The 19,028-nt window shown below is 66.1% G+C and carries 16 protein-coding genes; 8 read left to right on the top strand and 8 right to left on the bottom strand.

From position 1 onward, the window contains the following. Positions 1–89: 89 nt before the first annotated feature. Positions 90–932, top strand: a complete 843-nt coding sequence (locus tag AB0M14_RS29120) for a MerR family transcriptional regulator (RefSeq protein ID WP_365000317.1) — start codon at positions 90–92, stop codon at positions 930–932. 5 nt (positions 933–937) lie between these two features. On the opposite strand, the gene AB0M14_RS29115 is transcribed toward AB0M14_RS29120, so the two are convergent. The 3 genes from AB0M14_RS29115 to AB0M14_RS29105 form a co-directional block, all read right to left on the bottom strand. Continuing rightward, a complete protein-coding gene (locus AB0M14_RS29115) occupies positions 938–1,519 on the bottom strand; it encodes a lipocalin family protein (RefSeq protein ID WP_365000315.1) in 582 nt (193 codons plus the stop codon). 94 nt (positions 1,520–1,613) lie between these two features. After that, positions 1,614–2,939, bottom strand: coding sequence for a deoxyribodipyrimidine photo-lyase (locus tag AB0M14_RS29110; RefSeq protein ID WP_365000313.1), 1,326 nt, complete (start codon positions 2,937–2,939; stop codon positions 1,614–1,616). A 46-nt stretch (positions 2,940–2,985) separates the two neighbouring features. Beyond that, positions 2,986–4,539, bottom strand: coding sequence for an acyl-CoA carboxylase subunit beta (locus AB0M14_RS29105; RefSeq protein ID WP_365000311.1), 1,554 nt, complete (start codon positions 4,537–4,539; stop codon positions 2,986–2,988). Between the two features lie 84 nt (positions 4,540–4,623). Here AB0M14_RS29105 and AB0M14_RS29100 point away from each other — a divergent pair, with 84 nt between their 5' ends. Genes AB0M14_RS29100 through AB0M14_RS29080 form a run of 5 tightly spaced genes read left to right on the top strand, consistent with a single transcriptional unit; the run spans position 4,624 to position 8,204 of the window. Then, a complete protein-coding gene (locus AB0M14_RS29100) occupies positions 4,624–5,406 on the top strand; it encodes a DUF3558 domain-containing protein (protein ID WP_365000513.1) in 783 nt (260 codons plus the stop codon). Between the two features lie 36 nt (positions 5,407–5,442). Next, complete coding sequence (locus AB0M14_RS29095) at positions 5,443–5,838, top strand: hypothetical protein (RefSeq protein ID WP_365000310.1); 396 nt, start codon at positions 5,443–5,445, stop codon at positions 5,836–5,838. Positions 5,839–5,856: 18 nt separating this feature from the next. Beyond that, positions 5,857–7,191 carry a PPE domain-containing protein gene (locus tag AB0M14_RS29090; RefSeq protein WP_365000308.1) on the top strand — a complete coding sequence of 445 codons (1,335 nt, stop codon included), beginning with the start codon at positions 5,857–5,859 and terminating at the stop codon, positions 7,189–7,191. Further along, entirely contained in the window at positions 7,188–7,949 is a 762-nt protein-coding gene (locus tag AB0M14_RS29085; protein ID WP_365000307.1) for an ESX secretion-associated protein EspG, read from the top strand. Before AB0M14_RS29090 ends, AB0M14_RS29085 begins: the two co-directional genes overlap by 4 nt. A gap of 18 nt (positions 7,950–7,967) precedes the next feature. Further along, positions 7,968–8,204, top strand: coding sequence for a hypothetical protein (locus AB0M14_RS29080; RefSeq protein ID WP_365000305.1), 237 nt, complete (start codon positions 7,968–7,970; stop codon positions 8,202–8,204). Between the two features lie 2 nt (positions 8,205–8,206). Here AB0M14_RS29080 and AB0M14_RS29075 read toward each other — a convergent pair whose 3' ends face one another. Next, entirely contained in the window at positions 8,207–9,148 is a 942-nt protein-coding gene (locus AB0M14_RS29075) for a PHB depolymerase family esterase (RefSeq protein ID WP_365000304.1), read from the bottom strand. A 164-nt stretch (positions 9,149–9,312) separates the two neighbouring features. Between AB0M14_RS29075 and AB0M14_RS29070 the strand changes: the two genes are divergently transcribed. Further along, complete coding sequence (locus AB0M14_RS29070) at positions 9,313–10,236, top strand: methyltransferase domain-containing protein (protein WP_365000302.1); 924 nt, start codon at positions 9,313–9,315, stop codon at positions 10,234–10,236. Here the strand turns inward: AB0M14_RS29070 and AB0M14_RS29065 are convergent. Next, positions 10,233–11,477, bottom strand: a complete 1,245-nt coding sequence (locus AB0M14_RS29065) for a KasA/KasB family beta-ketoacyl-ACP synthase (protein WP_365000300.1) — start codon at positions 11,475–11,477, stop codon at positions 10,233–10,235. The genes AB0M14_RS29070 and AB0M14_RS29065 overlap by 4 nt on opposite strands. A gap of 220 nt (positions 11,478–11,697) precedes the next feature. On the opposite strand from AB0M14_RS29065, the gene AB0M14_RS29060 reads away from it, so the two are divergent. Continuing rightward, the gene (locus AB0M14_RS29060) at positions 11,698–12,024 is read left to right on the top strand and encodes a hypothetical protein (protein ID WP_365000298.1); all 327 of its coding nucleotides are present in this window, start codon (positions 11,698–11,700) and stop codon (positions 12,022–12,024) included. 6 nt (positions 12,025–12,030) lie between these two features. Here the strand turns inward: AB0M14_RS29060 and AB0M14_RS29055 are convergent, their stop codons facing one another. The 3 genes from AB0M14_RS29055 to AB0M14_RS29045 all read right to left on the bottom strand — a co-directional run bounded on the left by AB0M14_RS29055 (position 12,031) and on the right by AB0M14_RS29045 (position 18,825). Continuing rightward, positions 12,031–13,191, bottom strand: coding sequence for a hypothetical protein (locus AB0M14_RS29055; protein ID WP_365000296.1), 1,161 nt, complete (start codon positions 13,189–13,191; stop codon positions 12,031–12,033). A gap of 76 nt (positions 13,192–13,267) precedes the next feature. Further along, positions 13,268–17,485: a hypothetical protein gene (locus AB0M14_RS29050; RefSeq protein ID WP_365000294.1), complete on the bottom strand. Its 4,218-nt coding sequence runs from the start codon at positions 17,483–17,485 to the stop codon at positions 13,268–13,270. Further along, entirely contained in the window at positions 17,482–18,825 is a 1,344-nt protein-coding gene (locus AB0M14_RS29045; RefSeq protein ID WP_365000292.1) for a hypothetical protein, read from the bottom strand. Before AB0M14_RS29045 ends, AB0M14_RS29050 begins: the two co-directional genes overlap by 4 nt. Positions 18,826–19,028 lie beyond the last annotated feature (203 nt).

Raw genomic sequence — 19,028 nt, 5'->3', positions numbered from 1 at the left:
GGCGGATTGCCGTCGACTTGATCGAGCAGCACGCGACTCGACCCTAGCCATACCTGTGACCAGCGCCCCGCAACAGGCACAATCAGGACATGCCAGACGGTCCGAAACCCACCTCCGAGCACGCCGGGTACTCGGTGCGCGTGGTAGCCGAACGGCTCGGGATTCCGACCGCCACCCTGCGCAGTTGGAACCGGCGCTACCGGATCGGCCCGCACCAGGAGCGACCCGGCAGCCACCGCCTCTACACCGAGGCCGATATCGCGGTGCTCACCCGGATGGTCGATCTGATCAACGCCGGCGCGACCGCCGCGGGCGCCGCCGCCACCGCGCGCGGCCCGGCGCTGCGGCTCGGCGACAAGGCCGCGCTGCTGACCGCCGCGTTCGCGCTGGAGAGCTGGTCGGTCTGCGCGCTGCTGGAGTCGCACCTCCGCGACTACGGCGTGGTCGATACCTGGGATCGCCTGTGCCGTCCCGCCTTCGCCGACATCGTGGACCGCCAGCTCGGCGGCGAGGGCTGCGTCGACGTGGAGCATCTGCTGTCCTGGTGCATCACCGCGACGTTGCATCGTGCCGCGCCGCCGCCCGGCACGCCGCCCCGAGCCTTGGTCCTCGCCTGCACCAGCGGCGAGACGCATGCGCTGCCGATCGAAGTCCTGCGGGCCGCGCTGGCCGAGCGCGGCGTCGGCGCGCACATGCTCGGGCCGGACGTGCCGACCCCCGCGTTGCGTGACACTCTGGTCCGGCTCGCCGCCCCCGCGACCGTGCTGCTGTGGTCGCAACAGGAGGCCACGGCGCTCACCTCGGCGCTGCGGGTGTGCGCCGACGCGAACGCGACGGTCTACGTCGGCGGCCCCGGCTGGGACTCGCTGATCCTGCCCGGCGATGTCCACCGGATCGACAGCCTCGGTGCGGCGGTCGAACAGCTCGGCTGAGCCGGTCAGCGCGTGCACAAGGGCACGATCTCCTCGGCGCCGCCGGTGCTGGGCGAGGTGAGGAACAGGCAGGAATCCACGCCCGCCGCCGCGATGGCGGTCCGGACGGTGGTCCACTGCTCGGCGCTCGGGGCCGGCGTGCGCGAGAGCACGAAGCCCGCGGTGCGTTCCGGATTGACCACCAGGGCCCATTCGTAGTCCGGATCGATCGCTGTCACGACATAGTTCGTGCGCGGGTCGGCCTCGCCGCGGAAGCTGACCGCGAGTTGTGCCTGGGTGGCCGGGTCGGTCACTTTCGCCACGCCGGCGATCTCGTTCCCGCCGCCGGTCCAGGTCGTGCACGAATTCCGCACGGCGATATCACCGTTCGGGTTCAAGCTGTAGTTCGCGCGGGTGTCGCGCGCACAAACCAAGTTGAACGGCTGCGGGATCGCCGCCAGCTGCTGCCAGGTCCCCAGGTATCGCTCGAGCTCCAGCCGTGGGATCGGTGTCACCGGCTCGGCGGACGCTAGACCGGGGGCCGCCGCCACCGCGACGAGCATGCCGCCAAGGACGGACGCCGCTCGCTGAATGCGTTTGCTGTTCATTCGGTCCTCCACTTGAAACGTCGTGAGCTTGATCGACTGGGACATACCCGCGATGCTCCCGGAAAAACGATGCAAGAGTGATGCGCTACCTGGATTACATGCCGTTGAATTCGACGATCGGGGCTGGATACACCGACCCGGGCACCTCGGCCCGCCACGGCCGATGGATATCCGCGCCGGGCAGGTCCGCCAGCTCCGGCAGCCAGCGCCGCGTATAGACCCCGTCCGGGTCGAAGCGATCGGCTTGGCGCAGCGGGTTCAGCACCCGGCTCGACCGGGTGTCGGTGCCGGTCCCGGCGACCCACTGCCAGTTCAGGCGATTGTTGGCGATATCGGCGTCGACGAGCCAGCGTTCGAAGTGGTCCGCGCCGATCCGCCAGTCCACCTTCAGCGTTTTGCTCAGGAAACTGGCCACGATCATGCGCGCCCGGCCGTGCATCCAGCCTTCCGCCAGCAATTGCCGCATCGCCGCGTCGACCAGCGGGTAACCGGTCTTTCCCGCCTGCCAGGCGGCCAGGCCATCCGGCTCGTGCACCCACGACCGGCTCTCGGAGCGGTAATCCCGCTTCGCGACCTCGGGCCGGTCGCCCAGCACCTGATGGTGGAAATCCCGCCACGCCACCTGCCGGACGAAGGCGTGCCCGCCGCTGGTCGAGGCATCGGTGCGATAGACCACCTCGGCCGGTGACAGGCAACCGAAGTGCAGGTAGGGGGACAGCCGCGAGGTGCCCTCGACAGCCAGGGTGTCCTTGTGTTCGGCATAGTCGAGCACCGGCCCGGAAAGCCAGTCCGCCAGCAGGTTCCGGCCGGTGACCTCGCCGCCGACCTGCAATTGCGGAGACCCGGGCTCGGCGCAGAGGTCCGAGGGTTCCGGAATCGGATCACTGGCGATTTTCGGCACCACGAGCCGGTCCGGTGCGGGCAGCGGGCGGCGCATGGGTGTCTCGAGCCAGCGCTTGAAGTACGGCGTGAACACCGCGTAGTGGCCGCGGCCGGTATCGGGTTTCACGTCGGCCGGGTCGACGGCGGTGATCGACGCCGTATGCGTCCGCACCTTGTATCCGGACTGGGTAAGTCGTTCCCACAGTGCGTTTTCCCGGCCCTGGCCGAACCGGCTGACTTCCTCGGCGACGTGCACGGCGGACGCGTCGACCTCGGCCGCCACCTGCGCGACCACGTCGACCGTCCGCCCGCGCCGCAGGATCAGCCGCCCGCCGCGATCCCGTAGCTCCGCGTCGAGCTCGGTCAGTGCGGCCATCAGGAACCGCAGCCGATTCGGCGCGTGCCGCGTCCGTCGGAGAATGTCGTCGTCCAGAACGAACAGCGGCACCACCTCGGTCGCCTCGCGAACGGCGGTGGTGAGCACAGGATTGTCCCGCAGGCGCAGGTCACGGGTGAACAGCGCGATAGAGGCCGGCATTCCGCCAGCCTACCCGCCTATTGATGCATAAACGATGCAGCCACGCCTACATCGGATACACCGGATGCTTGCGCGGATTGAACTCCGGCTTGCTCGGCTGCTTGTCGCGCAACAGCCGCAACGCGTGCCGGATCTCCAGGCGAGTGGCCGCCGGGTCGATGACCGCGTCGATGTAGCCGCGCTCGGCCGCGATCCACGGTGTCGCGATGGTCTCGTTGTAGTGGTTGATCATGAACTCGCGCGCCGCCGCCCGCTGCTCCTCGGGCACCGCCGCCAACTGCCGCTTCCCGATCAGGTCGACCGCGCTCTCGGCGCCGATCACCGCGATCCGGGCCGTCGGCCACGCGAAACTGATATCCGCGCCGACCTGCCGGGCCGCCATCATGCCGTACGCGCCGCCATAGGACTTGCGCACCACCAGATTGATGATCGGCACCGTCGCCTCGATGATCGCGCGCGGCACCCGGCCGCCGCGGATGATCACGCCGTTGGCTTCCTGCTCCAGACCCGGCAGCACGCCCGGGGTGTCGACCACGAATACCAGCGGAATATTGAACGCGTCGCACAACCGGATGAAGTAGGTCGACTTGTCCGAGCAGGCGGCATCGATCGAACCACCCAGCACCAGCGGCTGATTGGCGATCACGCCGACCGGATGGCCGTCGACCCGGGCGAACCCGGTGATCAGGTTCGGCGCGAAAGTCGCCCGCACCTCGTGGAATTCGCCGTCGTCGAAGATCCGCAGCAGGATCTCGTGCATGTCGTAGCCGGTGCGATCGGAATCCGGGATGATCTTCTCGAGTTCCCGGTCGTAGATCGTGAGCTCAGGCTCCAGGCCGGGATTCACCACCGGCGGCTGCTCGAGACAGCTCGTCGGCATGTAGCTCAGGTACTGGCGCGCCCAGTCGTAGGCGGCTTGCTCGGTCTCGGCCACGTGATGCAGGGTGCCGCGCTTGGCCTGCACCTCGGCGCCGCCGAGCGCCTCCGCGCTGATGTCCTCACCGTTGACGGCCTTGATCACCTCCGGCCCGGTGACGAACATGTAGGAATCCGGGGTGCCGATGAGCACGTCGGTATTGATCGGCCCGTACACCGAACCCGCGGCGCACTTTCCGAGAATGATCGACACCTGCGGCACATACCCCGACAGCTTCTCCAGCACCCGCGAGATATCGCCGAACGATGCGATCGAGCCCACCGCGTCCTGGATGCGCGCACCGCCGGAATCGTTGATCGTCACCACCGGGCATGCGTTGTCGAACGCGAGCTGCAACGCCCGCATGAACTTCCGTGCCGAGGTGATGCCGACCGACCCGCCGTACACGGTCTGGTCGTGCGCGATCACCACCACCGGGCGGCCGCCGATCAACCCGCGACCGGTAACCAGACCGTCGCCGTAGAGGGCGTCCGACTGGCCGGGCTGCCGTGCGAGGGCCCCGGTTTCGATGAACGTCCCCCGATCGAGCAGCATGTTCACCCGCTCGCGAACGCTCGGAATACCTTTCTTCGCCCGCTTGGCGATACCGGCCTCACCTGCCGGTTCCGCGGCGATCGCCAGGATCTTCTCCAGCTCGTCCAGCTTCGCCTGGGTCCCAACCACTTTCGCCGCCACCTTCCCTGCCAACAGTCGTGCTGTGGGCGACGTTAGAGGTTGCGGGCGGAGGAACGGGTCGTCAGGCCGCAGATGCGGGACAGATCACAATCGCGGGGGCTGGTTGGTAGGGCTTCTCCAGCATTCACCGTCTGGAGCGCGCCGAACAGAGCTGTCGGATACGACCGCCGCGGGGTAGTCACAGCTCTCGTCAACCCGACCGCCATGCCGGGTCAATCCCAGATGATCTCTCTCGAAGCAGGGCCATCGCTACCTGCTAGTCTCGCGGGGAAGATTCCATCGAGGGCCGGGGGTTTCATGCGAGTAATGGCGGCTGTGGCGGGGGCGTGCGCACTGCTTGTGGTCACGGGGTGTTCGAGCACCGTCGGAGGTTCTGGGGGACCGGAGACGAGTCAGGCTCCGACCAGTGCGAAGTTGACAAAGGATCAGCTGTGGGATCCGTGCTCGCTGCCGGACTCGGTGATCGCGTCTACCGGCGCGGATCCAGCCACGAAGGACACCAACCCCATTTTCAGCGATCGGGAGGATTGGAGGCTCTGCCAATGGACGGCAGAGCGGTCCGATGGTCGTTGGGGCCACTTCCTGTTGGTCTCGTCAACCAACAAGACTTTGGATGACTTTCGACGCAACTCCTACTTCCGCGATTTTAGTGACGTCACGGTCAAGGATCGCGCGGGGCTCAAGTTCTATATGGGATCGCGCAGACCCCCAACACAATGTGAATTGGCGTTCAATACCACCAAAGGTGTCATTTCTGTCAATGCCGGAAAGTATACAGACAGCGAGACATCGACTGATCCGTGTACGCTGGCTACTTCGGCGGCAGAAAAAATCGTCGACTCAATTCCTCGCTGAGCGCATCGTTTAGGGTTCCTAGAAAGGCAGATTGCGGTGGCAACTCCCGATGAGCAAGTTAAGGAATTTCAGCGGCTGGCCGGCGAAGCGCAAGCTGGCAACCTGTACATTGACTTCGAGACAGCCGATGCATGCGCAAATCTATGCAAAACCTACGCGGCTGATCTGCGCAAGCTTGCGCAGAAAGCGGAGGCTTTGGTTCGTGTTGAGTCTTTTAGTAACTTGGCGTCGTCCGAGGCTCTCGGTCAGAAGTTCTATGATTTGACGACAGGTGGCGCAGGTAGTGGCTCCTACGTCGCATCGATCACCGAGCACATAAAGATCGTAGAGGCTATGCAGGATATGTATGTCAAAGCCGGCGCCGCCTTCCAAGCTGCTGACGAAGAAACTAAAGCCAAAATCACGGCGCAGACGCACAAGATCGACTGGTAGGAGCCCGGGGGGAACAGTATGTCTTTCGAAATTTTCAAGAACACCGTAGGTCTTGTGGCAAACCCCGTCGTCAGTCTGTTCACTGACGGCATCTCGCCAGTGAAGGCTGAACAAGACGCGCAGGCCGCTGGAAATGCTGAACGCGATCGCATCTACGCCGAGAACAAGGCTCTATCTGACGGATTCAACGGTGAGTACACGGCAACCGTTGTGCCGCCGAAGATGGAGGTCTTTGTTGGCATGTCGCATGCCCGAATAATGGAGTTCATCGAGGGCATCGGCCTGGACGCGATGTGGAAGAGCGTTGGTGATTGGAAGGATCTCGCCACAGCCACCAAGACGCACGGCGACAATTTCTTCAACAACACCAAGACAAAGATGGACAGCGGCTGGTCCGGTTCGGCTGCAACCAGCGCCTTGGCCAGTGTCAAGTCCTACCTCGGTGATGTGGACAAGGTCGAACAAGCAGCCAATCTAATTGCCAACAAGATTCAGGAAGCCTCCACCGGCTTCAGCCAGGTCAAGTTTCAGGTGCCGCATCTGTCCGAAGCGAATGAGGGCGGCACAATCGCCAACATCGTCGGCTCGGTCGGCGACACGTTGCTCGGCGACGGCAAGATCTCCGGCCTGATCAGCGGCAACGATGCCGGGCGGGCCAAGAACGCCGAGGACTTGGCCAACGAGGTGATGCGCACTGTGTACAAGCAGGTCGCCGAGCAGTCTGATGCCAACGTCCCGAAGGTTCCGACGCCGGCCACGCCTGCTGCGCAGCCTGGCACCGAGATTCCCAACAACGGAAACGGGAACGGCAATGGGAACGGCAACGGAAATGGGAATGGAAATGGCAACGGCAACGGGAACGGCAATCCCGAAGAGCCGGTGACCGAGAACCCAGGGGAAACCAATCCGGCGAGTACCGAACCGGCGAGCACGAACCCGGCGAGTACCAACCCTGCCAGCACGAACCCAGCGAGTACCAACCCTGCCAGCACGAATCCGGCGAGCACGAACCCGGCCAGCACCGCTCCGGTCGGCACCAATCCGAACCGGCTCGGCACGGGCACCCCGCGCGCCGGAACCGGCACTCCTGGCTCAGGCACCCCGGCCAAAGCCAAGAGCGTCCCCGGCACGGGGGCCGCGAACCCGGCCGCCGCGGCGGCCGCCAACTCCGGCAAGGGGAGTTCGGCCGGTCGCGCCGGCATGCCCGGCATGGGCATGCCCGGCCGCGGCGGCCAGAACGGCCAGGACGACGAGTCCGAGCACAAGGCGCCCGACTACCTGTACGGCGTGCACGAGGAACTCCTCGGCCCGGACCGGAAGGCCGTCCCGCCGGTGATCGGCGGAGAGCCGTGAATGGAACCTGGGAGCTGACCCCGATCGAATTCTGGGTCGCTTGGGAAGCGCTCGGCCGGGACCGCATGCCGTTCCCGCTCACCTTCGCCGCGGAGGTGGAAACGCAGGTCGAGTTCGACTTGCAGCGCAAGGTGGCGGCGGAATCGTTGCTGCGCACCATGGGTGACGACGACTCGCTCTACACTGCCCTGCACGCCTTGGCGCACGCCGATGTCCGCGTCGAATTGTTCGGCTACCGCCATGACGGCCGCGACCGCATGGTCCGCGCCTGTGCCGCGATCGAATCCGGCAACGGCGCGGTCGCCGCCCAGAAACCGGGCGCGGCGTTCGGTGTGGGCGGCAACATCCGCGTCGATCTGCGCCCGTCGCAAGCGGTGGTGCAGCGCCTGCTGACTGTTCTGCCGGAGGTGGCGCCGGGGGCGGGCCCCGGCATCAACATCCACCGTGACGAACTGCACCGCCCCAAACGCATCAACTCCTACCGCCTCTCACCGTCCGAACAGGCGGTCCGCCAACTCAAACGCCCGTTCCGCACCTACGCCGAACTCCGCGTAGCCATCGGGCCGTCCCTGAACGGCTGGCAGGAGGGCGGCACCCAGATCTATGTCATCGACTACCGCGACGACGGCCGCTACCTGATCCGCGAAGACGAACGCATCCAAGCCATCCCGGCCACCGCCGACCGTCTCCGCACCGAAATCGCCCGCCTGATGGATCAGGCGGGCGCCGATGCCCGCGAAACCGCTTGGCAGCACTGAAGTTGGTTCGCCGCGGCGATGTGGAGCAGCGGTGATACCGCGGCACAGGTGGTCTCGAAATATGTGGCGCTGTTCGGTCTCGCCATGTTCTTCGTCGTCGTGGCGGGAACCTGTGCCGATCTGAGAATCGCGCACAGATCCTCGGTGCTGCTCGACGTCGGCGGAGTGCACGCCGTATGCGTCCGGATGCCGCTGATCGGAGTCATCGCCGGCAGCGATGCGCACTGGAATCATCGCTACACCGCGCCGAGATAGCCCTACCGCGGCTTTCCGGAGAAGAAGTCCCAAATAGCCTGGCTGGCATCGAATTTCGTATTGAGCGCACCGAGCGTGCCGGTGTACTGCTCCTGCGCGGCGCTGCCGCCGGGCCAGGTGTGCCCGCCACCCAGCACCGAGTACAGCGCCACCGCGACGTTGTCGGCGCAGGGCCCGCCGGTGGTCCGGCTGACGGTGCCCTCGGTGCCGGGCACTTCGGTGACCGTGGTGTCGCCGCCGCAGCCGTCCTGGCGACGCCAGAAGTCCAGGGTGTCCGGTTCGGACAGGGTGCGGTAGCCGTACTTTCGTGCGTTCGGGGTGTTCGGCACGCCGCCTTCGAAGGGCACGATCGGATCCGCGGTGCCGTGAATCAGCATGACCGGCAACGGTTTATCGAGCATGCAGTTGTCCAGTACGTTGTCCGGCAGCCCCGACGACAGCGAGGCGATGGCCGCCACCTGGCCGGACAACCGGCAGCCCACGCCTTGCGCGTTCGCGCCGCCGCGCGAAATCCCGGCCACATAGATCCGAGCCGGGTCGGCGTCGTGGTCGGTGGTCAGCTTCCGGATCAGCGCCTGGACGCCCTCGACACTCGTCTCGTCCGGATACGCGGCGAGGAAACGATTGGCGTCGGCGAGTTCGGACATACCCGTCACGCGCTCGATCTGCGCGCCGTTGCCGTTGGCGCCGTGCAGCACGATCACGGTAGGCGCTTTGCCGGTCAGCCCGGCGGGGACATGCAGTACGAACGCGGCGTTGTTGCCGTCGATCGGCAGGGTCTGCACAGTCGAGCCCGCACCCGCGCTGGTCGACGCACCCTGCGGCGCCCAGACGTCGGCGTTGGCTGTCGTGGTCGCGCCGGCGCCGGTATCGGAATCCGAACACCCAGCGCAGAGACTCGCGACGACGAGGACGATCCCGGCCGCCGTTGTGCGCTTGCTCATCTCTCGTGCCGCCTCCCGCTCGGATGGCCTGATCGAAATCACGGTAATCGCCGACCTGACGTTTGGCCTGCGCCCGAACCGGCATGTCGACATGTGGCCGCACGGGAGCGATTGTCTGAGACAGATGTTGACCTAGCGTCGGACGCGGCGGAGACTGGGGGGCGATGGCCGGAGTCGGCCGCGCCCAGGAGGTTTCGATGGTGAGCTCGGTGTCGGCGATGTCCGAGGAGACGTTCGGCCGGCGGCTGCGCCGGTGGTCGGGGGAGTGGGGCCGGATGGCGGCGCTGCCGCTGGCGCGTTCGACACCGGAACGCGTGGGGCGGCTCTACGACATCGTGGGAACCCGGAATCTGTTCGGCGAGGAGTCGCTGTTCATCAATCTCGGCTATTGGCGCGATGATCCGGCCACCTTGGACGAGGCGAGCGCGGACCTGGCCCGGTTGGTCGGCCGGGAGGCGGCGCTCGGCCCCGGCGACGTGCAGGTCGATGTCGGATTCGGTTACGGCGACCAGGATTTCCTGTGGGCGCGGGAATTCGGCCCGCGGCGGATCATCGGCGTGAACGTCGCCGAGGAGCAGATCGAGATCGCGCGCAGCCGGGCCGCGGACCTGGGACTGGCCGAGGTGATCGAGTACGTCCACGGGTCGGCCAGCGCGCTCCCGCTCGACAACGGTTCGGCAACGAAGGTCACCGCGCTGGAGTCGGCCTTCCATTTCCCTTCGTACGCAAAGTTCTTCAGCGAGGCGCATCGGGTGCTGGCGCCGGGTGGACGCCTGGTCACCGCCGACATCGTCCCCCGCATGCTGCCGAGCCCCGCGCCGGCGGCCTGGGGCGGCCGCACTGTCTTAGATGCCCGGCGCTACCGGAAAGCCTTGCTGGAAACCGGTTTCGAGACGGTGGACGTCTACTCCATCCGGCGCTACGTCTACCGCCCGCTGGCCCGCTACCTGAGCGTGCGCCTGCGGGAGCGGGACATGCGGCGGGTGAACCCGATCCTGCGCCTGGCCTTCAGCCGCACCGGCGTCAACCTGTGGGGTCCGTGGGCCGACTACATCATCGCGGTGGCGACCAAGACGGAGCCCGGCTAGTACCGGCCGAACAGCACCGCCGCGTTGTGGCCGCCGAACCCGAACGAATTGTTCATGGCGAACTCGACAGCGGCGTGCCGGGGTTTGTCGTGCACGATGTCGAGGTCGATCTCCGGGTCCTGGTTGTCGAGGTTCAGCGTCGGCGGGATCACCTGATCGCGCAGCGTCAGCACCGACAGCGCCGCCTCCAGCGCCCCGACCGCGCCGACGGAGTGGCCGAGCGCCGATTTCGGCGCGTACACCGCCGGATGGGTGCCGATCGCGGCGGCGATGCCCTTGGCTTCGGCGAGGTCGCCGATGGTCGTCCCGGTGGCGTGCGCGTTGACATGGTCGACGTCGTGCTTGGTGACTCCGGCGGTTTCGATGGCGCGGCGCATGGCGCGGGCGTTGCCGGTGCCTTCGGGATCGGGCGCGACGAGATGAAATCCGTCCGCGGTGAGGCCGGTGCCCAGCAGCCGGGCCAGCGGTTTCGCGCCGCGGGCTCGGGCGTGCTCCTCGGTCTCGAGCAGCAGCAGGGCCGCGGCCTCGCCGAAGACGAAGCCGTCGCGGTCGCGGTCGAACGGACGGGAGGCGCGCGCTGGCTCGTCGGTGCGGGTGCTCAGGGCGCGGACCATGGAGAATCCGCCGACCGGCATGGGATGGATGTAGCCTTCGACGCCGCCGGCGACCACCATGTCGGCTTCGCCGAGGGTGATCGCGCGCCAGGCGTGCACGAGCGCTTCGCATCCGGACGCGCAGGCCGACACCGGGGTGACCGCGAAGGCGCGCGCGCCGATCTCGAGCGCGGTCACCACCGACACGCCGTTGGGCATGCTCATCGGCACCGCGAACGGCGACATCTTGCGGTAGCCGCGCTCGCTCATGGCCGCGTTGGCGTCGACGATGGCGTCGGGGCCGCCGATGCCGGTGCCGATGCACACGCCCAGCCGGTCCGGGTCGGTCTCGGGGCGTCCGGCGTTGTCCCACAGCCGCTTTCCCATGGCGTAGGACATCTGCTGGGTGTAGCACATGCGGCGCTTCTTGATCCGGTCCACCTCGTCGGTCGGATCCTGGAGGAGCTTGCCGCCGATGGTGACCGGAAGTTCGTGGCGCAGCAGCTCGGGGTCGTTCAGCGCGCGGATGCCGCTGGCGCCGGAAAGCAAGGCATTCCAGGTGCTTTCGGTGTCTGGGCCGAGGGAGGTGGAGATCTCCACCGCTGTCACCACGACCGGACGGGTGGAGGATTTCGCCGGGTTGGGCACGCTGCTGACTCCTTGGTCGTGGGGATCGGAGGGGCGTGCCGAATGCTGGGCACTGGGTCACTGTCCAGCGTAATGCCGTTGTGCCGCTAGAAATTTCGGACAAGTCACAGTTTTCTGCCAGAGATTTCTAATACTGGCGATCCAGCAATCTTAACTGTCTGGGACGCAATTTCGGCAAGCCTGCGCCAAGCGGACCGACCGGTATGAGAATATCGAATCTATGTTCGGATACTGGAGTGACGACTTCACCCGTCCGCTGCGGCGCGTGGTGGACCCGCCGCAACCGGTACTCGTCGACCTGTCGATCGCGCTTCCGGCCGCCGGGGCGTTCCGCCGCGACTCGGTGTCCATGCGCGTCAAAGCTGGTGGCCTGCACTTGGCCGTCGGGACGGTGCCGGGCCTGCTGTACGCCTGGGCCCGTTGCACCGACGGAGCATGGCTCGGACTGGCCGGTTTCGCGATTCCCACCGGAAACGGACGAGGGCGAGTCGAAACGCGCCAGTGGTGCCCGGCGCGCGCACTCACGCTCAGCAACCGGCCGCGGTGAGCGCCGCTACATGAAGCTGCTGTCCATCGACAACCCCAGCGCCGCGTCCGCACCGGTGATGATCGGCTGGCAGTTCCCGTAGCCGACGCCGCCGCCCACCGGATCGGTGATCCGCACGACGGTGTCGCGGATCTGGTGCAGCCGGCGTGCGTTGTCCGGGGTGGAACAGTCGGCGATCCGCTCGCCGTCGAGATGGGTTCCGGGGCCGAGCCATTCGCCGTGAAAGCGGCCTTCGAAGCCGTGATAGAGACCTGCCCCCAGGTGGAACCCGGTGTCGGAGACCGTCTCGATCTCCAAGACACGAGTGGCGCCGTCGACATCGGTGGCATGGATGCGACCGCCGAGCAGCCGCCGATTACCGGGATCGAAGCGAAGTTCGGGGGTGAGGTCGCGCCAGCGGACCGTCCGGCCATCCGGGTACTGCAACCCGCCCATCACCGTCTTGGACGAGAAGCCGGTCGTCTCGATGATCTGATAGTGCAGGTGCACGCCATAGCGGCTGCCATCAGCGCGTTCCAGCAGCGCCGGGCACCAGATCATCCGGAACGACACCTCCGGCGGCAACTCCATCGCCTGCACGTCGGGCCGCGGCCGGCCCACGTCATAGCGCACGCCCCAGGAGTGATCCCGCGTAGAAACCCAATCCTCCGAGGTGATCTCGGTCCGGCGGCCATCGATCTCGACCCAGCCGGAGGCGACGCCGATCTGGTGATAGCGCACCAGATTCGCTGAAACCCGGTAACCGGCCCGCATATGGGTCCGGTCCTCCAACTGCGCCGGCAGCTCCGCCGTGAACGTCCAATCGAAGGCGATCGGCTGAATATCGCTGGGCTCCAGCACGAATCGAATCCGCTTCAACGGCTCGAGCACCTCATACCGGATCGGCCCGATCACGGTCCGATCCGGCTCGGGCAGCAACTCCCGATTCGCGCGCACCGTAACCTGTTCGACCCCACGCGATATCCCCGCATAACCGTCCATCACATTGCGGTTCACATACTTTCCCAGCCCGAACCCCAACTGCAGACTGCCATTCCGCGCCGCGGCCATGGCGCACACCTTCTCGGTCCAGGCCAGATCACTACTGGCGACCGTAGCGAAGGTATCCACGATCTGATGATGAAAACCTTCGTCGGCAGCCACCAGCGGTCCGATTGATTCACTCATGAATCGGGCTTACCCGCCCGCCCGCGCGCCGGTCCACGCCGGTCTCGCTCAACGGGCGGACCGCAAGCGCGGCGGATCACTCTTGATCTGTAACCCGAAAGACCGCGACTCCGTCATCGAGACCTACCGCGAGCCGGGAATCTCCGACAGCGCACAGGCTTCTTATCGAGGAGCCGAGCCGGAAGCTGTAGGTGCAGTGGGCTCGCCCACCTCGGATCGACCACAGGCGAATGGTCTCGTCAGCGCCGCCGCTGGCGAGAAGAACGGTGCCGTTCGGGAGGTGGATCACCGCTACGGATCGGACGGCCCCGGTGTGGCCGGTGAGCGGCTGCCCGAATTGCTTGCCGGTCATCGGGTCCCACAGTCGCACAGTCTCATCCGCGCCGCCGCTGGCGAGAAGAACGGTGCCGTTCGGGAGGTGGATCACCGCTACGGATCGGACAGCGCCGGTGTGGCCGGTGAGCGGCTGCCCGAATTGCTTGCCGGTCATCGGGTCCCACAATCGCACGGTCTCGTCATCGCTGGCGCTCGCGAGCAGATAGTCGCCACCGCGCACGGGGACTACCGCCACTGACCAGACCAAGTCGGTGTGGCCGGTGAGCGGCTGCCCGAACTGCGCGCCGGCCGACGGGTCCCAGAGCCGGAGGATTTCGTCCTCGAAAGTGGCGAGCAAGCTACGGCCGTCGGGCAGCGTCACCGCTGCCACCACAGAAGACCAGTCGCGATCGTCGCTTAACGTGTACCCCATCTGGACGCCGGTCGGTGGATCCCACAGCCTCACGACGTTGTCCGCTCCGGTTGTCAACAGCACCGGGGTGTCGCCAGATGCCGGTACCGACACTACGACCGAGACCGCGTCGGTATGTCCGATAAGCGGCTCGCTGGCGGGGCGGCCGGTGTCGATGTCCCACAGCCGTGCCGTTGTGTCCTGGCTACCGGTAGCAAGCAGAGTTCGGCCGTCCGCCAGTCGGACAGTCGCCAGTGCCAGCACGGCATCGGTGTGGCCGGGTAGCGGCTGACCCGCCGCACCACTCGTGACAGGGTGGACCAGTCGCACAGCGTTGTCTTGGCAGCCGGTCGCCAGGAGCGTGCGGCCGTCGGGCAGCGACGCTGCCGCTAGCGCCAATACCGCGTCGGTGTGTCCGGTAAGCGGCTGCCCGACCGGGTCGCCTGTAATCGGATCCCAGAGCCGGACCGTTCTGTCATCACTGCCGGCGGCCAGCAGCGTGCGGCCGTCGGGCGCCGGTGTCGTGGCGAGCGCGAGAACCCATCCAGTGTGACCGGTCAGCGGCTTCCCAACACCCTTTCCAGTGGCTGGATCCCATAGCCGGACATCATTGTCCTGGCTCCCCGTTGCGAGCAGAGTTCGTCCATCGGGTAGCGGAACCGACTCGATCGCCCACACCCAGCCGGTATGCCCGGTCATGGGTTGCCCGATTTGCTTGCCGGTCATCGGGTCCCACAATCGCACCGTCCCATCCAAGCCGGTGGACGCCAGCACGATACGTCCATCCGGTAGCGGCAGCGCCGTAACCGCAAGAACCGAATCGGTGTGGCCGGTCAGCGGACCTCGAATCTGTCTGCCGGACTCGGGGTCCCACAGCCGCACCGTGTTGTCCGCGCTCCCGGAGACGAGCAGCGGGCGACCGTCGTGCAGTACGACCGCCGAAACGGCCAGTACCCAATCGCTATGGCCAACGAGTTTTCCGACGGCCTCGCCACTGCCGGCGTCCCACAGCCGGACTGTCGCATCCCGGCTGCCGGTCGCCAGTAAGGGGCGGCCGCCGACCGGCACCGCCGTCGCCGCGAGCACCGCGTCGGTGTGGCCCGTCAACGGTTGCCCCACCGGATCCCCGGTGATCGGGTCCCACAGCCGAATAGTGCTGTCGTCGCTTCCGGTAGCCAGCCTGACGGTCGCGTCCGGCTGCTTTACGGCTGTCACTGTCCACACGGGGCCGGTGTGGCCGGTGAGAACTCGGTGCGGGCGCCTGGGGTAAAGGGCGGCCCAGATCAGTTGAACCGCACCAGGGTTGTGCTCGGCTCGATTCGCGCGGTAGGTCACAGAGTGTCGCGCGGCAGCGAGCTGGAGCGCTAGCGGTCGATCGGTTGGCATGCAGTGTTGCAGTTGTTCGGCGAAAGTGAGAATGCCGCCGATCGCGGGAGGAAGGTCGATGCGGCCGAAGGCACTTCGCAGTACATCTCGCGCAACCGTTTCCGGGTCGAGCGATGCCAAGGCGTTGTGATGAGAGTCCAGCAATTGCCAGGCAGGCGCACCAGCGATGGCCGCGTGGCCGGACATTGCGTGAGTGAAATAGGGATTGAGCGTCCGTGTCCCGGCGAACACTCCAGATGCTGCCGCCACCGTGCGCTCGGCGAGCGCGTGCGTGATGGCGAGGTGTTTGGACCGGTCCTGATCTGAGGGGGTTGTGTCGTCGGTGAAGTACTCGGTGAAGGTGCGGTGGGCGAGGCGGTATACGGTCTGGTCGTACTCGCGGTCGGCGAGGATATAAGGTGCGGCGTCCACGAGCAACTCATCTATGACGGCGCGGTCGACTCGGGCCGAGGGGGCAAGCGCTTTCGTAAGTGTCGCCCAAATGTCGTCGGCTTCGGGCACACCGCGGCCTCGACCGAAGGCGAGAGCCTCGAGCATCGGCCGCCGTGAGTGTTGCTGGACGCGAGTCAATCGGGCCACCGCGATCCCGAACAACTCCCGATGGTTGCTGTTCAGGAGTCGATCCCAGGTGTCCGGATCGTGCCAATCGGCGTCGGCGAGCAATTCGTGGACGAGGAGTCTGGCGAACAAGAAATGCGGTGCAAGCTGCCGGACCGCAGCAGCCAATGCGTCGATGTTCAGGGGAGACGCGAGCACCCCGAGGCGCGCCGCCCGACGCAGCCGGATGGTCACGTATCGGTGCACTGCGGAGCGGTCCTTGGCGATAACCAGGCGGGTCGCTGGGCCGAGGGCATCGAGAAGGTTGGTGTCGGTCGCGGTGTGGTCGGGGTCGTCGTGGGTGCTCGCGCGAGTACCCACGACGACTCGGCAACTCGGGCACGCGGCGATCGCGCGTAGCACCCGCGCAGCGGTCAGCGGGTCTACGGCCTCGTCGAGTGCGTCGATGAGAATCGTCACCCGGCGCGTCCGAAGCTGTTCAACCAGCCACTCGATCGCAGGGCCGATCTGTCCCTTGGGCGGATCGGCCAGCTCTGCGCCATGGGCGATTCGTGCGACAACGTCTTCGGGTGTCGCCCCCGTCAGGTGCACAACCATGTCGAATACCTGGTCCGGTGGCCGTCGTTCGGCCGGGCATTCATCGAGTATTCCCGCGCGCAGCAGCGCGGTACGCAGGCTCGGATTGCTCTGCACGACAAGATTGCCCAGTAGCGCGGATTTGCCTGAGCCCGCAGGTCCGGTGACGACGAGCATGCCCTGGTCACTATCGGCAAACCAGTCGATCAGGTACTGGGTTTCGCTGTCCCGGCCGACGAAGTACCACGATTGTTCGACGAGAACATTCTCGTGGAACGGTAATTCGCCGCCGTGCGCTTTCGGAAGAAAATGTGAAAGCTCGTCGGCGGTGAGTGCATCGAGAGCCGCTTCGAGTTCATTTCGTGCGTCGAGTGGCACGTTGATCACTGCGGCGTGGCGGCGGCGTAGCGCGCGGCCTGCCAGCCATTTGGTTTCGACCTCCGCGTGATGGCGCTCGAATTCGGCGGCCACGGTGGCGAGGTCGACCTCGTAATCCTGGGCACAGGTGACTTCGAGGATGTAGCGCAGAATTTCGCTGACTCGTCCCAGCTCGGTCGCGCCCTCGCCGGAGAGCCCGCCCACGAGCAGATAGGCCGTCTCACCGACCGAGTGCTTCAGGATCTCGGCCTTGAGATCGACGATGAATTTCTTTGAGCGACACGCGTCGACGATTACGACCACCCACGAGCCCGCATCTCCGCCACCGCGATCGGCGATCGCGTCCGCGATCCGGTCGGGTTTGATCCCTTGGGTCTGAACGTCTTTCGGACTGCGGGCGTGCGCGAGGCTGGCATATTCGCCATTCGACCAACCATGCCCGGCCCAATACAGCACCGTGGTAGGTCGATTCGAGGCTGACCAACTGCTGAGCCGTGCGTTGACCGCGTCGTGACCGCGGTGCGCCATCTCGACGTCCCAATCGACGTGATGCCCGTCGAACGCGGAGAGTATGTCCGCGATAGCCTCGACCTCCGCGGCAACGTCGATCTGCTCGAAGTGGTCGTACATCCCCAGAGCGATCGAAAAGAACTCGAGGCCGTCGCTCATCGATCGCTGGGCTCCACAGCCATCAGCAATTGACTGACCGGGCTGGTCCCCGAACCGTCGACCACGATCCGGAAGACGCCTGCCTGGTATGCGGTAGCCGAAACCACAATCGAATCGCCGAGGCGGCGGGCTGTCGGCGCCGCGAGCTGTTTGCCGCTGTCCACGTCGATCAGCTTGGCTCGCAATGTATTCGGCCGATCGATGCCGGTGACCTCGGTGTCGAACGGGACACCGACTGTCACGACATCCGGGACCAGCAGGCCGATCTCGCCCGTGCCCAAGCGTGGCCCGCGATCAACGGCGCCATATCGCAACGTGTCGACGACGAACGTAATTGCCTCATCAGCGGTCGCGATCGGTCCGTGCTGCTGCGGAAGCGAGAACACCGCCGGATTCTGGAGTGGGACTGCCGAATTGCGAGGCACGGTGCCATCACCGAGACCCCGGTACCGGGTGGGGATGCCGGAGGCGGGATCCCTGGTCAATTCGCCGTCGGGATCGACGCCGAATGTGTGGAAACGCGGCTCGACCCTGCCGGCGTTGATCTCGAGACTGGACATCGTCGGCTGCTCGACACCGATCATCGGCCGATGGCCCGGCAGCACAACCTCCGACACCTTGCTGCGATGCTCGAAGGCAGCACGGGCGAGGCCGGCGTCCCCGCCGATATCGGCGACATCCGACTCCGTCAGTGTTCGTACGGTGCTACCGGCGTCTACGCATCGGTAGCTGGGAAGCAGATCGTAGAGTCCGGGCATCGTGACAGCGACTTCTCTCAGCCTGCGTGCCGGCAACGGCGCACCTTCGCCGGAAGCCAGCATCACCGCCGCTTTCGCGGCACCCTCGAACGGAGTGCCCAGGGTAACCACTGCTCGTACCTCCTCCAGTGCACCGGAGATGGTGCCGAGCGCTTGGCACAACAGGCCACCCATGGAATGCGCCACGAGGACAACTTTCGCATCCGGTCGACTGGATCGAATACGCCAATCGGCGACATGGCGTTCGGTGGCCCTGGCCAGCAATTCGGCGTTGTGCCGGACCGGCAATCGCCAGTCGTATGCGAACTCCAGTACGGCGCTCGGATGGCGTAGAACTCGGTGTAGTGCGGTAAGCAGCCGACTGTAGGGCTCGATTCCCGCGAAGATCGGACAGAAGCCGGAAACCCTGAGCAGTCCGCCTGGCCGCACAGTACCTGGCCGATTGTCCCGAATTGCGAGTGGTGCCAGCGCCGCCGTCGGCGCGGTCCACATCCGCGCCAGCAACCCGGGTCGCATCCCCCACAGCAGCTTCCCTGTCGAGGTGTCGATCAATTCGGAGCCCATGATCCCAGGAATCACCACGACCGCGTCGTCGACGGTTCGTCTCGACGGCTGTCCAGCCGCAAGGACGGACCGGTCTGCACGCACTCCGTCGTTTCTCGAAACATCAACAGCCCCAGGGAATTCGAAGCCATCGTCACTGCCCCGCATTCGACCACCCCGCAACAATCGTTGGCTACAACGTTTGCAGCGTATCGACCGCCGGTCACAATCGCAGCGATTGG

The sequence above is a fragment of the Nocardia sp. NPDC051832 genome (genome assembly GCF_040681285.1).
GTDB lineage: Bacteria > Actinomycetota > Actinomycetes > Mycobacteriales > Mycobacteriaceae > Nocardia.
Note: the sequence above shows the minus strand (reverse complement) of the source record. Positions and strands in the feature narration are given on the sequence as shown.

What these genes read in the sequence shown, in the direction of transcription:
- AB0M14_RS29120 (WP_365000317.1), top strand. Translation starts at nt 90, where the DNA reads ATGCCAGACGGTCCGAAACCCACCTCCGAGCACGCCGGGTACTCGGTG.
- AB0M14_RS29080 (WP_365000305.1), top strand. Translation starts at nt 7,968, where the DNA reads ATGTGGAGCAGCGGTGATACCGCGGCACAGGTGGTCTCGAAATATGTG.
- AB0M14_RS29100 (WP_365000513.1), top strand. Translation starts at nt 4,624, where the DNA reads ATGCGGGACAGATCACAATCGCGGGGGCTGGTTGGTAGGGCTTCTCCA.
- AB0M14_RS29070 (WP_365000302.1), top strand. Translation starts at nt 9,313, where the DNA reads ATGGCCGGAGTCGGCCGCGCCCAGGAGGTTTCGATGGTGAGCTCGGTG.
- AB0M14_RS29110 (WP_365000313.1), bottom strand. Translation starts at nt 2,939, where the DNA reads ATGCCGGCCTCTATCGCGCTGTTCACCCGTGACCTGCGCCTGCGGGAC.
- AB0M14_RS29050 (WP_365000294.1), bottom strand. Translation starts at nt 17,485, where the DNA reads ATGAGCGACGGCCTCGAGTTCTTTTCGATCGCTCTGGGGATGTACGAC.
- AB0M14_RS29115 (WP_365000315.1), bottom strand. Translation starts at nt 1,519, where the DNA reads ATGAACAGCAAACGCATTCAGCGAGCGGCGTCCGTCCTTGGCGGCATG.
- AB0M14_RS29055 (WP_365000296.1), bottom strand. Translation starts at nt 13,191, where the DNA reads ATGAGTGAATCAATCGGACCGCTGGTGGCTGCCGACGAAGGTTTTCAT.
- AB0M14_RS29090 (WP_365000308.1), top strand. Translation starts at nt 5,857, where the DNA reads ATGTCTTTCGAAATTTTCAAGAACACCGTAGGTCTTGTGGCAAACCCC.
- AB0M14_RS29060 (WP_365000298.1), top strand. Translation starts at nt 11,698, where the DNA reads ATGTTCGGATACTGGAGTGACGACTTCACCCGTCCGCTGCGGCGCGTG.
- AB0M14_RS29075 (WP_365000304.1), bottom strand. Translation starts at nt 9,148, where the DNA reads ATGAGCAAGCGCACAACGGCGGCCGGGATCGTCCTCGTCGTCGCGAGT.